This is a genomic window from Collinsella sp. LCP19S3_A6 (genome assembly GCF_052122015.1).
GTDB lineage: Bacteria > Actinomycetota > Coriobacteriia > Coriobacteriales > Coriobacteriaceae > Collinsella.
The window spans coordinates 39,399-54,677 of record NZ_JBQKDD010000012.1; the positions used below are offsets into that span (position 1 = coordinate 39,399).

General features: G+C 58.3%; 11 protein-coding genes and 1 tRNA gene. 6 read left to right on the forward strand and 6 right to left on the reverse strand.

Going from position 1 to position 15,279, the window contains the following annotated elements; genetic code table 11:
• Positions 1-3 precede the first annotated feature (3 nt).
• From lacA to ACTQVX_RS07865, 4 genes are all read right to left on the reverse strand, one after another.
• A complete protein-coding gene (gene lacA / locus ACTQVX_RS07850) occupies positions 4-432 on the reverse strand; it encodes a galactose-6-phosphate isomerase subunit LacA (protein ID WP_006234830.1) in 429 nt (142 codons plus the stop codon).
• 310 nt (positions 433-742) lie between these two features.
• Positions 743-1,753: a hypothetical protein gene (locus ACTQVX_RS07855; protein ID WP_441031291.1), complete on the reverse strand. Its 1,011-nt coding sequence runs from the start codon at positions 1,751-1,753 to the stop codon at positions 743-745.
• Between the two features lie 415 nt (positions 1,754-2,168).
• The gene (locus ACTQVX_RS07860) at positions 2,169-2,507 is read right to left on the reverse strand and encodes a PTS lactose/cellobiose transporter subunit IIA (protein WP_055252615.1); all 339 of its coding nucleotides are present in this window, start codon (positions 2,505-2,507) and stop codon (positions 2,169-2,171) included.
• A 214-nt stretch (positions 2,508-2,721) separates the two neighbouring features.
• Positions 2,722-3,726 (reverse strand): LacI family DNA-binding transcriptional regulator, encoded by a 1,005-nt coding sequence (locus ACTQVX_RS07865; RefSeq protein WP_427718989.1) that lies wholly within the window; start codon positions 3,724-3,726, stop codon positions 2,722-2,724.
• A gap of 357 nt (positions 3,727-4,083) precedes the next feature.
• Between ACTQVX_RS07865 and ACTQVX_RS07870 the strand changes: the two genes are divergently transcribed.
• Positions 4,084-5,859, forward strand: coding sequence for a PTS lactose transporter subunit IIBC (locus ACTQVX_RS07870; RefSeq protein WP_427718986.1), 1,776 nt, complete (start codon positions 4,084-4,086; stop codon positions 5,857-5,859).
• Positions 5,860-5,925: 66 nt separating this feature from the next.
• On the forward strand, positions 5,926-7,365 hold the full coding sequence (lacG, locus tag ACTQVX_RS07875; protein WP_154514977.1) for a 6-phospho-beta-galactosidase: 1,440 nt from the start codon (positions 5,926-5,928) through the stop codon (positions 7,363-7,365).
• Between the two features lie 356 nt (positions 7,366-7,721).
• Here lacG (ACTQVX_RS07875) and ACTQVX_RS07880 read toward each other — a convergent pair whose 3' ends face one another.
• Entirely contained in the window at positions 7,722-8,723 is a 1,002-nt protein-coding gene (locus tag ACTQVX_RS07880) for a LacI family DNA-binding transcriptional regulator (protein ID WP_441031412.1), read from the reverse strand.
• Positions 8,724-9,007: 284 nt separating this feature from the next.
• Between ACTQVX_RS07880 and ACTQVX_RS07885 the strand changes: the two genes are divergently transcribed.
• Positions 9,008-10,765, forward strand: a complete 1,758-nt coding sequence (locus ACTQVX_RS07885) for a PTS lactose transporter subunit IIBC (protein WP_441031294.1) — start codon at positions 9,008-9,010, stop codon at positions 10,763-10,765.
• A gap of 75 nt (positions 10,766-10,840) precedes the next feature.
• Positions 10,841-12,262 carry a 6-phospho-beta-galactosidase gene (gene lacG, locus ACTQVX_RS07890; RefSeq protein WP_441031296.1) on the forward strand — a complete coding sequence of 474 codons (1,422 nt, stop codon included), beginning with the start codon at positions 10,841-10,843 and terminating at the stop codon, positions 12,260-12,262.
• Between the two features lie 513 nt (positions 12,263-12,775).
• Here the strand turns inward: lacG (ACTQVX_RS07890) and ACTQVX_RS07895 are convergent.
• Positions 12,776-13,540, reverse strand: coding sequence for a DeoR/GlpR family DNA-binding transcription regulator (locus ACTQVX_RS07895; RefSeq protein ID WP_441031298.1), 765 nt, complete (start codon positions 13,538-13,540; stop codon positions 12,776-12,778).
• A 206-nt stretch (positions 13,541-13,746) separates the two neighbouring features.
• On the opposite strand from ACTQVX_RS07895, the gene ACTQVX_RS07900 reads away from it, so the two are divergent.
• Together ACTQVX_RS07900 and ACTQVX_RS07905 are read left to right on the forward strand one after the other, a co-directional pair.
• Positions 13,747-14,799, forward strand: coding sequence for an aldose epimerase family protein (locus ACTQVX_RS07900; RefSeq protein ID WP_427795498.1), 1,053 nt, complete (start codon positions 13,747-13,749; stop codon positions 14,797-14,799).
• A gap of 206 nt (positions 14,800-15,005) precedes the next feature.
• A tRNA-Thr gene (locus ACTQVX_RS07905) sits at positions 15,006-15,081 on the forward strand.
• The last annotated feature ends 198 nt before the right edge of the window (positions 15,082-15,279 follow it).

A 15,279-nucleotide genomic window follows, 5' to 3' on the forward strand; every position in this document is an offset into this window, starting at 1 on the left:
TCGTTAGGCCATCTTGTTGAGCATGTCGACACGGATCTGGTGACGGCCGCCGGCGTACTGTGCACGCAGGAACTCGCGGGCGATCTTCTTGGCGACCTCGGTGCCCACAACGCCCGGGCCCATGGTGACCATGCGCGAGCCGTTGTGCTCGCGGGTCATGTAGGCGGAACGCTCGTCGGAAATGTTAGCGACGACCATGCCCTTGATCTTGACGGCGGCCATATAGGAGCCAACACCGTACTTATCGAATGCGAAGCCCTGGGAATCCTTGTGCTCCAGCAGGTCCTTGGCAACGGCGGTCGCGGAATCGACAAAGTCCGCGGCAGGGGTCTCGGAATAGTCGACGACCTCGTGACCATCGGCGATGAGCATCTCCTTGATGGATTCCTTCATCGACATACCGTCGGCATCGGAAGCGATTACAACCCTCATGACATCCTCCTTGAGAGATACGCAGGTGCGTAGTTTCTGTTTGGAAGTGTTGAATCTCGTTCAGGTCCGGGCATCTGAATGTGCGATTCTTCACTGTTCATGTTTATTTGAACACATTCGAACAGTAACTGCAACAACTTTTTGTTTATCTTTGTTCTTTTTTGAACAAATACCGTTCACGGATGATTGCTGACCGTTTGGACCGGGCGCGGGCGTAGCGACCATGTGTTCAACAAACAAAAGGGCGGCCGAGAACGTGTCTCGGCCGCCCTTCGGCGGTATTCCCCGGTATATACAGCTGTTTTAGCTACTAGGACTGCCCGCCCTTCTTGGCATGCTTGGACGGAGTGCCCAGAAAGCGGCCCGTCAAATAATTCGTCGGCCCGGAAATATCAATCCCCAGCAGTGTGTGCCCCAGCCACAAAAACGCCGCGAGCACCAGCAATGGGATAACGCACGAGGTCACTATCATCACAATGACGCCTTCGATCAGATCGGTCACCTGCTGCACAATCTCATCGGTCATCTGCTTGGCGCCGCTGGTCACCGTCGTGACGAGACCCGAGGCACCGTCGGCAAGCTGTTCAAGCACGTTCTTGGACTCTGCGGACTCAGTCTTTTTCTTGGTTGCTTTGGAGCTATCGCTATCTGCCGCACTCGCAGCGTCAGTCGCCTTTTGCTCGGCCGCCTCGATGCTCACTCGATACGTTTCATCGACCTTCTGCGACACCCATACGCTCGCGGGCACCAACACCATGCTAATGATGGCGACCACCAGCACACGCGTTGCCACGCGACGAATGACCGTGCTCGTGCTCCAGCGTCCGTGAATGCCAAGCGACGCTGCAAAGAGCACCAGCGCAAACGGGATCAGGATGCCCAGGCCAACCGACCACAAAATCGTGAGTAAATATTTCTCTAGGTATAGCACGGCAAGCACGATACCAAGATTACCCGAAAGCTGTGCGAGCTGCTCGGCAACCGGCGTTCCCGTATCACCCGGCAGCGCGGTAATGCCCGCAGATAGGGCGACGCACGAGGTCGTGAGCGCCAATACATTGCCCTTCTTTTGATCGATGACCTCGATGGTAGAGTCCCAAGTCTTGGTATCGGCAAAATGCGGACGAGCCACAAACCCCGACAGCAGCGCCAGTACCATGAGCGCAACGATGAGGCCAATCTGCAGTTTTTTGTTTGCGCACACGACATCGGATAGGCTGGGCTGCAGCTCGGTCACCGTTGTTTGCTCGGTTATCTGGACAGGACGCCCATGAGTCATCTCGCTCGCGTCTCTCTTTTGAATCGATCCGTTGTCCGGCATTTGGATACCTCCTCATTCCGGCCTGTATTGCGGATGGAAGTATACCCACCCAGCGAAAAACCGAACGGCAAGAGGCGCAACAGACTGCTGCATGACCTGCCCGCCACGAAATGGGCCATCTACTACGTTTAACTGCCCATCCCCGACCATGCCCCGTGGCGTAAAAACAAAACCACAGGTAGAACGCCTGCAGTTTTTCATGAAACGCAGGTGTGTTCGGGGGCACCGGGTTAAACGTAGTAGATGGTCCAGTTTCGTGGCGAGTACTGCTAACTGATCCTCCGGGGACAGGAAAAGCGGGTCATTTTGGTCTATCGACCCCTTTTTCGCCGCAACCGAGATAGATGGGATACAGAAAAGCCCTGCCGCGGATAGCGGCAGGGCTTTTGGAAGGGGACTTGGTTGTGCGGGCTCGTTAGGCGAGCTTGGCCTCGAGCTCGGCAATGCGCTTGTAGGCATCGATGGTAAAGCGGGCCTGCTTCTCCAGGATCATAGTGGTCATGAGAGTGTCCTGAGCGTGAGCCATGATGAAGGTCATCTCCATCTCGCCGCCGCCGGCCTCCTGCGAAAGCAGCTTGGTCTGCGTGTCGTGGGCGCCGATAAGCGCATCGCTGGCATCCTTGTGCAGCTGTTCGGCCTTCTCAAAATCACCCTCGCGAGCAGCATCGAGCGCTGCAAGCAGATCAGTCTGGGCGTCACCCGCGTATGCGACAATCTCGAATCCAACCATCGAGATTTCTTCTTTGGTTGCCATATTGCGTTCCTTTCACATATGAACCAACGGAGAGCACCGCGTCCGGGCATACGCGCTGCGTTGTGTATGACAGAAACAATAACATTCAAACAAAAAAGAACAGCGCAAAACGTAATTTCAAGCTATGAACGGTCAATTTTTGCCCGTGAACGGTTTCCAAACCATTTCGAACAATATCAAACATGATTAACGGAAACCCAAACAGGACCGCGCCCTAACGCAAATCGTGCACCGTATCGCCCTCTACGAGCACGCCGGGGATCAGCATGTGCTCCACGCCAGACGCAACTCCCTCGGCGCCGGCGATCTTGTCGACTGCCCACATGCCGACACGCTTGTTGTCAAAGCGCACGGTGGTCAGGCGACGATCGGGCACGATGTCGCCCAGACTATCATCAACCCCCACCACGCTCACGTCCTCGGGCACACGCCTTCCGCGCGACTCGAGTCCGCGAATGCAGCCGTAGGCCATGGCGTCATTGGAGGCATAGATGGCAGTACAGGTCGGATCGTCCGCCAGAGCCTGGCCTGCGGCATATCCACTCCGCGCCGTCCAGTCGCCACGGATGAGTCGCGGCAGCTCAATACCATGCGCGCGCAATGTCTCGCGCCAGCCCTCCTCGCGCTGCATGCCCGAAAGCGAGCGTTCGGGACACGAGATAAAGTGCACGGTCTTGTGCCCCTGCCCCAGCAAGTACTCGACAACCTGGCGCGAGCAATCGAACTGATCGTTATCGACCGTCGAGCACAGCGGGTGCTCCAGCATGGTAACGAGCACCGTCTGCATACCAGGCAGCGGCTCAAAGGTGCCAAAGTCCGCCGGCATGCGATTCATGATTACGACCATGCCATCCACCGGCAGTGCGCTCATGCGCGACGATGCGCTCTCGAGGGTATACGGATGTCCATCTACTTTAGTGAGGGTAATGGCGTAGCCGTGCTTATCGGCGGCGGCGGCAAAGCCCTCCATACGGTCGAGGTTGCCGGTACCGGTAATGTTGAACATGGCGACGCCGACGGTCTTAAACTTGCCGCGGCGCAGCGATCGACCGGCAAAATTGGGGCGATACCCCAGCTCGCGCATGGCGGCACGCACGCGCTCCTTGGTCTCGGGGCGCACGCTGGGTGAATCGTGGACGGTGCGCGAGACCGTCTGTTCTGAGACGCCCGCGAGGAGCGCCACATCCTTAACGGAAACCGATTTTTTAACAGCGGCCATAGGTCGATCTTTCTATGTCAACGATGCCATTGGTGGCACCCTACGCAGTCAAATGAAACGTCTTCAAGTATATCTAACGCCTCCCCCACCATACGCTCACCACCCAAAACCTACCGTTCACCGACATTTTTGCTTCCCCGAACGGCTTTTATCGCCCAAATGTTAACGTTGCCATTGTGCAAACACAGAGCCACCGGGCGGCTCAAACGTTTACGCGCAAGAAATCGACGGTCCGCAGGCACAGGGGCCATCGGTTCGTGTCTTATTTTGTGTCACAAAATGGCAACGTCAACATTTTGGCAACCAAACGTCAAAAGCTACCATCGTTGCTAACCCACCGACTCTTAGGAGCTTTGCATGGAGCAACTCATCGCCACCATCGAAAAGGGCCAGCCCTTTTTCAACGCGATCGCCCGCAACAAGTACCTCAAGGCGATCCGCGACGGTTTTATCTCCGTCATCCCCATCATCATCTTCTCGTCCATCTTCTGCCTGGTAGCCTCGGTCCCCAACATCTGGGGTTTCTACTGGCCCGATGACATCAACAACGCCCTGTGGAAGTGCTACAACTACTCCATGGGCATCCTGGCCATCGCCTGCGCCGCTACCACGGCCAAACATTTCGCCGACGCCCAGAACCGCGATCTGCCCAAGAATAACCAGATCAACTTTATCTCGTGCATGTGCGCGGCCATCATCGGCTTCTTGCTCCTTTCGAGCGACACCATCGCCACGGATGCCGCCAGTGGCTTCAACACCACCTACCTTGGTTCCAAGGGCCTACTGACCGCCTTCATCGCTGCGTTTGTGACCGGCATCATCTACAAGTTCTTTATCAAGCGCAACATCACCGTCAAGATGCCCGAGCAGGTTCCGCCCAACATCTCGCAGACCTTTAAGGACATCATCCCCTTCTCCGTCTGCATCACCGTCTTTTGGGTCTTTGACATCGTCTTCCGCGCTGCCTTTGGCTTCTGCTTTGCCCAGGGCGTCATCCAGGTGTTCCAGCCCCTGTTCACCGCTGCCGACGGCTACATCGGCCTTGCTGTGATTTACGGCGCCATGAGCCTGTTCTGGTTCGTGGGCGTCCACGGCCCCTCGATCGTCGAGCCCGCCATCGCCGCCGCCCTCGTTTCCAACATGACCGACAACCTGGCTGCGTTCCAGGCCGGCCAGCACGCTTCCGCTGTCCTGACCCAGGGTGCCCAGTACTTCGTCGTCTGCATGGGCGGCACCGGCGCCACGCTCGTCCTGGTCTTTATGTTCTGCTTCCTGGCCAAGTCCCAGGAGATGCGCGCTGTCGGTAAGGCCGCCATCGTCCCCGTGTGCTTTGCCGTCAACGAGCCGCTGCTGTTCGCCGCGCCTATCGTGCTCAACCCCGTCTTCTTTGTCCCGTTTGTCTTTGCCCCGATCGCCAACATCTGGATCCTCAAGATCTTTATCGACTTCTTGGGCATGAACGGCTTTATGTACACCCTGCCTTGGACCGTCCCCGGCCCCATCGGCACCATCATGGGCCTGGGCTTCCAGCCGCTCGCCTTTGTGATGCTCGCCCTTATCCTGGTCGTCGACTTCGTTCTGTACTATCCGTTCTTCCGTGCCTATGACGCCCAGAAGTGCGCCGAGGAGGCCGAGATTTCCCAGGAGGAGCTCGCCGCCAAGAACGCCGAGAAGGCCGCCAAGCTCAACGATGCCTTCCAGGGCAAGGCCGACGCCAAGAGCGTTGCCGCCGGCGCTGCTGCCGAGGCCGTGGAAGCCGGCGCTCCCGCCGCTTCCGCAGCACCCGCTGCCGAGGCAACGGCCACCAGCGACCTCAACGGCAAACGCGTGCTCGTGCTCTGCCAGGGTGGCGGTACCTCGGGCCTGCTCGCCAACGCGCTGGCCAAGGCCGCCAAGGAGCGCGGCATCAATCTTGAAACCGCTGCCGAGGCCTATGGCAACCACGTGGACATGCTCCCCGACTTCGATCTGGTCGTCCTGGCCCCGCAAGCCGCAAGCTACCTGGCCGACCTGCAGAAGGACTGCGAGCGCGTGGGCAACAAGTGCGTCGCCTGCCGCGGTAAGCAGTACATTGAGCTTTCCCAGAACGGCGATAAGTCTCTCGCCTTCGTAAGCGAGCAACTCTCGAAGTAAGTAACGCACAGGGCCAGCCGACCATCCAAGACCGGCTGGCCCTTCGCTTTAGACGATTGGATCATCATGTCCGTTAACCCTGCTAGCGTCACCAACCCGCCTGCGCAGTTTCCCGAGGACTTTGTCTTTGGCGGCGCCACTGCTGCCTACCAGGTAGAGGGCGAGACCCGCACCCACGGTAAAGGCAAGGTTGCCTGGGACGACTTCCTGGAGGCCCAGGGGCGCTTTTCCCCCGATCCCGCTTCGGACTTCTACAACCAGTACCCCGTCGATCTGGAGCTGTGCGAGGAGTTCGGCATCAACGGCATTCGCCTCTCCATTGCCTGGAGCCGTATCTTCCCCAACGGCACCGGCGAGATCAACCCCGAGGGCGTGCAGTTCTACCACGATCTCTTCGCCGAGTGCCACAAGCACCACGTTGAGCCGTTTGTCACGCTGCATCACTTCGACACGCCGCTTGCCCTCTTTGAGAAGGGCGACTTCCTCAACCGCGAGACCATCGATGCCTTTGTGGACTTTGCCACCTTCTGCTTTAAGGAGTACGCCGACCAGGTGACCTACTGGTTCACCTTTAACGAGATCTGGGCCGATGCCTCCAACACCTACATCGAGGGCACCTTCCCCGGCGGCGTCAAGGCGCATCTGGCCGAGGCTTTCCAGTGCGAGCACAACATGATGCTCGCCCACGCCAAGGCCGTACTGGCCTTCCACAACGGCGGTTTTAAGGGCAAAATCGGCGTCATTCAGTCGTTGGAGTTTAAGTATCCGCTCAACGAGAACGACCCCGCCGACATCAAAGCCGCCAACAACGAGCACGTGTTGCAGAACCAGTTCTTGCTCGACGCCACCTTCCGCGGCGACTACGCGCCCGACACCCTCGAGTGCGCCAACCGTCTGGCTGCCGTCTCGGGCGGCACCATCGAGATCCTGGACGAGGACCTCGAGATTATGCGCGAGGCCGCGCTCTACAACGACTACCTGGGCGTCAACAACTACCAGTGCCGCTTCTTGAAGGCTTACGACGGCGAGAACGACCTGCACCACAACGGTACGGGCGAGAAGGGCACCGGCCGCTGGCGCGTTAAGGGTATTGGCGAGCACGTGAACAAGCCTGGCATCCCCACCACCGACTGGGACTGGATCATCTATCCCGAGGGCCTGTTCGATCTGCTCGTCTACATTAAGCAGCGCTACCCCAACTACAAGCAGATCTTCATTACAGAAAACGGCATGGGCTACAAGGATCCCTACAAGGACGGTTTTGTGGACGACCAGCCGCGCATCGACTACATCGAGCAGCACTTGCGCTGGCTGCTCAAGGCCATGGAGGTGGGCGTCAACGTGGGCGGCTACTTCCTGTGGAGTCTGCAGGATCAGTTCTCCTGGACCAATGGTTACAACAAGCGCTATGGCTTCTTCTACGTTGACTTTGAAACCCAGAAGCGCACGCCCAAGGCAAGCGCCTACTGGTACAAGCACGTGGCGCAGACCCGTCGTCTGGACTAGCGGCTGGCGACCAGCGGAATTGCCCCGCTCACATAACCTGTCCCCATTTCTCAGCCGGGGGTGGCACGTCACACGGCGCGCCGCCCCCGGCCTTTTGTTTTTGTTCGGCTGGGGGGCCGTTTGTCTCGATCTGTAACATCTAGCCGAGTTTTTGGTCCCTAGCTGTTACAAATCAAGACAAACCGGGAAGACGGGGCCGTTTGTCTAAATCTGTAACACTAAAACCGGTTTTGGACGTCTGGTTGTTACAGATCGAGACAAACGCACAGGACAATCCTCTCAATCTCGATCTGTAACATCTAGCCGAGTATTTCGGTCCTACCTGTTACAGATTGAGATGAACGAGCTGAGCACGTCTACGCCCGCAGGTCTTTCACGCTGGAACGCTCGATCAGCACGCCCGACACAAGCGTGCGGCTTCTGGAGCTCGGAGCCTCAAGGCCTGCGACGACCTCGTTAAGTGCACGGATGCCCAGCTCGCGGTGACGAAACTTCACCGACGTCAGAATCGAGTTGGGAATCGTCTTGTAGAGCTCATCGTCGAAGCCGATCACGGACACGTCGTCGGGCACACTGAGCCCTTTGTCACGTAGAGCCATCATCACGCCGTTTGCCATGCAGTCGTTAGCAGCGAGGACCGCCGTGCAATCGGGTTTATCGGCAAGCACAAGGCCCGCGGCATAGCCACTATCCGCATTCCAATCACCTTGCAGAGGCTCGGGCGGCTCAATGCCACGCGTCTCGAGTGCTGCACGCCAACCTTTCATACGGCACTGGCTCGACAGCGACTCTTTTTTACCAGAAACGAAATACACGTTCTTGTGCCCGCGATTTAAGAAGTACTCGCACGCCATGCGCGCACCGTCCTCTTGATCGTCACTAACGGTAGAGCAGGTAGGATGTTCCATCGGCGTGATAATCACCGTCTTGAGGTCTTTCGGCGCCTCAAAGGTATCAAAGTCATCGACCATTTGACGCAGGTTGAAGATCATGCCGTCGACGGGAAGCTGCGACATCCTGCGCGCCGCTTCGGCAAGGGTCATCTTCTCCCCCGCCCGCTTTTTGATCATCGTGAGCGCAAAGCCTCGCTCTTCGGCGGCATCGGCGATTCCGTCAATCATGTCCACGGCGCCGCCCGACAAGTGGAACAGCACGACGCCGATGCACCCGTAACGGCCCAACTTGAGTGAACGCGCGGCAAAGTTGGTTCGAAACCCGAGCACCTCCATTGCGGAATGGACCTTATCGCGCGTCGACTCGCGCACGCTATCGGGCTCGTTGATCACGCGCGACACCGTCTTGAGAGAAACACCCGCGGCAATCGCCACATCGTTCATCGAGACGTTTTTCTTGTCCATCGTTGCCACTGCTTCTCCACTCGGTTCTCTATCGCTTGTTTTTTGCGTTCTAGCATACACTACCTGCCCGACTGACAAATCAGCCGTTTATCGGACAATATCGACCGTTCACCCGTAAATCCTTGTTGCTCTTCCAAAAATGTCTTACGTTGTCATTAACGAAATGACAACGTTGTCATTTCGCAATGCCTTCCTTAAGCGGGAAGGTTTCCGGGCAGTCCTGACCATCCATCGACGACCAGTTCCATCCACATGCATCGCGCATCAAGTAACAAAGGAGCTTTATGGACGCCATCGTAAAGATGCTCGAAAAGCATCAGCCGTTCTTTGAGAAGATCTCGAGGAACATCTACCTCCAGGCCATTAAGGACGGATTCCTTGGGTGCATGCCCATCGTCCTCACCTCTTCGATCTTTTTGCTAATCGCCACGCTTCCCGGCGTGGTCGGCATCACGTTGCCCCAACCGCTCATCGACTGGTGCAACAAGCTGTACAACTTCACCATGGGCGTCATGGGCATCATGGTTGCCGGCACCACCGCCAAGAACTTCACGGCCTCCATGAACCGACGCATGCCCGCCGGCAAGGTGCTCAACGACGGCTCCACCATGGTGGCCGCCCAGTGCAGCATGCTGCTGCTCGCCGTTACGCAGTTCACCACCAAGCTCGACGGCTCCGAACTTTCGGTCTTCGACTGCACCAGCATGGGCACGCGCGGTCTGTTCTCGGCCTATATCGCCGCGTTCATTACCGTGTGGGTCTATAAATTCTGCGTCTCGCGCGATTTGACCATTAAGCTGCCCAAGGAAGTCCCGGGCGCCATCGCTCAGAACTTCCGCGACATCATCCCCTTTGGCGGCGCCGTCATCATCTGCGGCATCATCGATGTCGTCGTGCGCAACCTCATGGGCGTTCCGTTCTCCGAGCTGCTTATCAAACTGCTCTCCCCGCTCTTTACCGCCGCAGAAACCTATCCTGGCCTTATCCTTATCCAGGCAGCCACCGCGTTCTTCTGGTTCATCGGTGTCCACGGTCCTTCGATTGTCCAGCCGGGCATCGACCCCATCCGTCTTGCCAACCAGGCCGAGAACCTGCAGGTTCTGCTGGCCGGTGGTCACCCCGCCCACTCCCTCACCTTTAACATGTCGCTCGTGGGTGAGTTCGGAGGCACCGGCGCCACGTTCATCGTGCCGCTTCTGCTGATTCTCTTTATGAAGTCCAAGCAGCTCAAAGCCGTCGGTAAGGCCTCGATCGTACCGGTCGCCTTTGCTGTCAACGAGCCGCTGCTCTTTGGCGCGCCCATGATCCTCAACCCCTACATGCTCATCCCCTTTGTTGCTGCCGGCTGCGTCAACGTAAGTGTTGCCAAGTTCTTTATCGATAACGTGGGCATGAACGGCTTCTCCTTCGTGGTGCCTTGGGCTACCCCTGCCCCCATCGGCATTTTCATCACCACGAACTTCCAGCTTATCGCCCTGGTATTTGTCGCGATCATCATCTTGCTGGACGCCATCATCTACCTGCCGTTCTTGAAGGCATACGACAAGCTGCTCTGCGACCAGGAGGCCGAGCGCGCCGCCGAGCTGGGTCTCGAGTCCGATGGTGCTGCCACCATCGCCGCCAGCACCTCTGAGCCCGCCGTCGAGCCGACCGCCGCTGCCGCCGACAGCAAGCCTGTCGCCGATCAGCCCGAGCCCGCCGCCGACGCATCCGCCAAGAAGGATGTCGATGGCCTGAAGGTCCTCGTCCTGTGCGCCGGCGCTGGCACCTCTGCCATGCTTGCCAACGCCATCAAGGAAGGTGCCGCGCAGACCGGAGAGAACATCGCTTCCTCCGCGGGCGCCTATGGTCAGCACACTGCCATCATGGATCAGTACGACGTTATCGTGCTTGCCCCGCAGGTTCGTAGCTACTACAACGACATGAAGGCCGACACCGATCGCCTGGGCATTAAGCTGCTCGCCCCGCGCGGTAAGGAATATATCGACCTTACTCGCGACCCCGCTGGCGCCATCAAGTGGCTCCGCGAGAACCTCGACTAGTTCCTCCCTCTGTTGGTGCCCGGATCCCCAGTTCGGGCACCTCTCCCTATTCGTATCCCGCAGAAAGGATGCCTCATGACCAACCCCATGCAGTTCCCCGACGGCTTTGTGTTTGGCGGCGCCACCGCCGCTTACCAGGTTGAGGGCGAGACCCGCACGCACGGCAAGGGCAAAGTGCCCTGGGACGATTTCCTAGCTGCCCAGGGTCGCTTCTCCCCCGATCCTGCAAGCGACTTCTACAACAAATATCCGGTCGATATCGACTTGTGCCAGCGCTTTGGCATTAACGGTATCCGCGTCTCCATCGCTTGGAGCCGCATCTTCCCCAACGGCACTGGTGAGATTAACCCCGAGGGCGTCGCTTTCTATCACGAGCTCTTTGCCACCTGCAATAAAGCCGGCGTTATCCCCTATGTCACGCTCGATCACTTCGATACGCCCGAGGCCTTTTACCAGAACGGCGGCGAAGGCTTCCTGACGCGCACGACGATCGACGCCTTTGTCGAGTACGCCAAGTTCTGCTTTGCCGAGTTCACCGAGGTCAAGCACTGGTTCACGTTTAACGAGATTCCCGCAACCGCCGAGGGCAGCTTTATCGTCGGCAACTGGCCGCACGGCGAGAAGTACCGCCTGGACAAGGCCTTCCAGCTCATGCACAACATGATGGTGGCCCACGCCAAGGCCGTCGTCGCCTTCCATGAGGGTGGCTTTGAGGGCGAGATCGGCATTGTCCAGAACCTAGAGCCCAAGTATCCCCTCGACCCCAACAACGCCGCCGACTGCGAGGCAGCTCGCATGGCCGACGTCATCAACAACCGCTGGGTACTCGATGCCACCTTCCGCGGCCACTATGCAGCCGACACCATGGAGGCTGCGACCAAGCTGGCCCATATCGCCGGCGGCGAGCTCGACGTCCGCGACGAGGACATCGCTGCGCTGACCGCCGCGCTCCCCTACAACGATTGCCTGGGCGTCAACACCTACAAGTGCCAGTTCCTGCGTGCTGCCGAGGGCGAAAACGACATCAACCACAATGGCACCGGCGACAAGGGCTCCTCGCGCTGGTTCCTCAAGGGCGTGGGCGAGTCGTGCGTGCGCGAAGGCGTACCCACCACCGATTGGGACTGGATTATCTATCCCGAGGGCCTGTACGACCTGCTGCTGCGCATTAAGAACGATTACCCCAACTACAAGAAGATCTACATCACCGAGAACGGCATGGGCTATAAGGACGACTTCGAGGATGGCTTTATCGACGACGCCCCTCGTATCGACTACATGCGCCAGCATCTCGCGTGGATCCTCAAGGCGATCGACGGCGGCGTGAACGTCGACGGCTACTTTGTGTGGTCGCTGCAGGACCAGTTCTCCTGGACCAACGGCTACAACAAGCGCTACGGCCTGTTCTACATCGACTTTGAGACCCAGGCCCGCTATCCCAAGGCGAGCGCGTACTGGTACAAGAACGTCGCGGAGACCGGCCTGCTCATGGCCTAGTTTCCGCCGCATACCCCCTGACGGCCGCATGTGAGTCCCTCCACGGGATTGCATGCGGCCTCTTTTGTTTTGGCTCGGCCCGAGCAGGTCGTTTATCTCGATTTGTAACATCTAGCCGAATATTTCGGCCCTAGCTGTTACAGATCAAGACAAACAGAACGCCCGAGCAGAAATATCTCAATCTGTAACATCTAACTCGCTTTTAACCGTCTAACTGTTACAGATCAAGACAAAGGTGATGGCTGGATAGACAAAATCTCGATCTGTAACACCTAGTCGAGTTTTTAGGTCCTAGCTGTTACAGATTGAGACAAACGGAATAGGCCGGGCCAATAATCTCAATCTGTAACATCTGGTTGGTGACTTCACCCCTACCTGTCACAGGTTGAGACGATTTGATAGCGAAGTCCCCATTTGCGCGTTATATCGCATAGCGCTGACGCGCCGATTCCCCACAATGACAGGGGGGCAAAAGTCCTCACACAGCGCTTACTAGCAATCCTGCAGCGCTAGCTAGCAGATGATCTGCGTATGCTCCTCGATGGCGGCACGATCCTCGGCGGTAATACCCGGCTCGCACACCACGGCATCCAGGCTGTCCAGGCGGCAGAAGGTGTAGAAGTCGCGCTTGCCGATCTTGCTGGAGTCGGCGATCAGATAGCGCGAGTCGGCCTTGCTAAAGGCGAGCTGCTGGATACGACCCTCTTCCATGTTAGATGTGGACACGTCGCCGTCCAAAATGCCGTTGGCACCGATAAACGCCGCGTCGATACCCAACGCACGCAGGGTATCCTCGGCCGTTGGTCCCACAAAAGCGGCGGTGCGGCGACGATACATGCCGCCCACGAGGCACAGGTCGCAGTCTTCGCGCGCCTCGAGCAGGTTAAACACCGAAAGCGAGTTGGTCACAATGCGCAGGCGGCACGTCGGCAGCATCGAGGCCATCTGCTCCACCGTAGTACCCGTGCCCAAAAAGATGGTCGAACCTTCCTCGATAAGCTCCACGGCGCGGCGCGCAATCTGCAGCTTTTCCTCGGCATGCTTGGTGCGCTTTTCGCTGTGCGAGTACTCGTGGCGCAACATAGCGTGGGGACGACCCTGCGCACTGCGGGCGCCGCCGTGCACGCGCTCGATCTCGCCCAGGCTCGCAAGCTCCTCAAGATCACGGCGGATCGTCATATCCGAGACGCCCAGTGCATCCGAAATCTCCTTGACCGAGACCGTGCCCTGCTCCTCGAGCAGCTGACGAACCTTATCCTGTCGCTCCGCTTTAATCACGATGAATCCTCGCCGTTCTTTGTGCGCATATCATTCAAACAGTAACGAACAAATTGTATCAGACTCGTGCGCGTCAAAAATGAACGCCCGCACAGCTCCAATCATCACTTTTTTGAGAAAAATACCCCCTGCTTTAGTGGGGTGTAGTGATAATCTCGCCTGTTCGCGCTACAGTTTGTCGGAAATACCTCGATGTTAGGAACCAAATGATCACTTCTGAGCTTTTCGGCACCGCGCCGTGCGGCACCCCCGTTCATCGTTACACCCTCAACGGGCCCGAGATCTGCGTTCGCATTATGGACTATGGCGCCACCGTGCTGGGTATCGATGTGCCCGACATTCCCGGCAACGTGCGCGATGTGGTGCTGGGCTTCGATAAGCTCGAGGATTACTTTGACAACCCCGCCTGCTTTGGCGCGACCATCGGCCCCGTGGCAAACCGCACCGCGGGTGCAACGATCACCATCGACGGTACGGACTGGCATATGCCCGCCAACGAGGGCGCCAACAACCTGCACAGCGATCTTGAGCACGGCCTGCACAAGCGCGTGTGGGATGTTGAGCTCGACGAGGCCCACAACGCCGTGCGCATGACCACCTCACTTGAGGATGGCGAGTTGGGCCTGCCCGGCAACCGCACCTTTACGGCCGTGTTTACCGTGACGCACACCGGCCGCTTCCGTATCGAATATGGCTGCGAGAGCGACCGTGCCACGTACGTGTCCATGACCAACCACACGTACTTTAACCTTGCCGGTCATAATGCCGGCATGGACTGCGAGCACTTCTTTGTTGCCAACGCTGCCCACTACCTGCCCATCGACGACCAGAACATTCCTACTGGCGAGATTGCTCCGGTCGAGGGAACACCGTTTGATTTTCGCGAGTTACGCCCCGTCGCGCCTGGCATGGAGGCCGACCATCCGCAGATTAAGCAGGCACGCGGCTACGATCACTGCCTGTGCATTGGCGGCTATCAGTACGGCCGCAATCTGCGCCGTGCCCTGCACGTCGAGGAGATGTGGACCGGCCGTGAGCTGGACTACTACACCACCGCCCCGGGCGTGCAGCTCTACACCGGCAACTGGCTGGGCGACGAGCACGCCAAGGACGATGCCAACTACGGCTGGGGCGCCGGCTTTGCCCTCGAGGCCGAGATGTACCCCGACACGCCGCACCGCCCGCTGTTCCCCCAGGGCATCGTGGGCCCGGGTCATCCCTACAGCAATGTGATCGAATACCACTTTATGAGGCACTAAGCTCATAACGCAACATATCGCACAGCAGCGCCCGCCGGCACACCGCCGACGGGCGTTTTTCTACCTAGTTGTAGGCAACCAGGCACATCCCGGCTTGAATGATTGGTGCATTTAACGTGAGAAAAGCTGTCAGAACACTTGCGCGGATTTGCGATGTCCCGTATCATAGACAGCCGTTGACGCCTCAGCTGCGTCACCACATGGCCGCCAGCGTAGCTCAGTTGGTAGAGCACCGCTCTCGTAAAGCGGGGGTCACCGGTTCGAGCCCGGTCGCTGGCTCCATTGCACAAGACAGCCGCCTTCGGGCGGCTTTTTTGTTGCCGATTTTGAGTGCGCGCGCCCACCCACGCATCGCAACAGCGTCAGCTCCGGCCTATAGGACAAAATGTGTGTCCCGATAGAACATCCGTTTCCATCCATTAATCCAGCCAGAACGGGTACGGGTCCCTGTGGTGGAGGTCCTCCCACACGGCCCTGTCG

What these genes read in the sequence shown, in the direction of transcription:
- ACTQVX_RS07870 (WP_427718986.1), top strand. Translation starts at nt 4,084, where the DNA reads ATGGAGCAACTCATCGCCACCATCGAAAAGGGCCAGCCCTTTTTCAAC.
- ACTQVX_RS07865 (WP_427718989.1), bottom strand. Translation starts at nt 3,726, where the DNA reads ATGGCCGCTGTTAAAAAATCGGTTTCCGTTAAGGATGTGGCGCTCCTC.
- ACTQVX_RS07880 (WP_441031412.1), bottom strand. Translation starts at nt 8,723, where the DNA reads ATGGACAAGAAAAACGTCTCGATGAACGATGTGGCGATTGCCGCGGGT.
- ACTQVX_RS07885 (WP_441031294.1), top strand. Translation starts at nt 9,008, where the DNA reads ATGGACGCCATCGTAAAGATGCTCGAAAAGCATCAGCCGTTCTTTGAG.
- ACTQVX_RS07855 (WP_441031291.1), bottom strand. Translation starts at nt 1,753, where the DNA reads ATGCCGGACAACGGATCGATTCAAAAGAGAGACGCGAGCGAGATGACT.
- lacA (WP_006234830.1), bottom strand. Translation starts at nt 432, where the DNA reads ATGAGGGTTGTAATCGCTTCCGATGCCGACGGTATGTCGATGAAGGAA.
- ACTQVX_RS07900 (WP_427795498.1), top strand. Translation starts at nt 13,747, where the DNA reads ATGATCACTTCTGAGCTTTTCGGCACCGCGCCGTGCGGCACCCCCGTT.
- lacG (WP_154514977.1), top strand. Translation starts at nt 5,926, where the DNA reads ATGTCCGTTAACCCTGCTAGCGTCACCAACCCGCCTGCGCAGTTTCCC.
- ACTQVX_RS07860 (WP_055252615.1), bottom strand. Translation starts at nt 2,507, where the DNA reads ATGGCAACCAAAGAAGAAATCTCGATGGTTGGATTCGAGATTGTCGCA.
- lacG (WP_441031296.1), top strand. Translation starts at nt 10,841, where the DNA reads ATGACCAACCCCATGCAGTTCCCCGACGGCTTTGTGTTTGGCGGCGCC.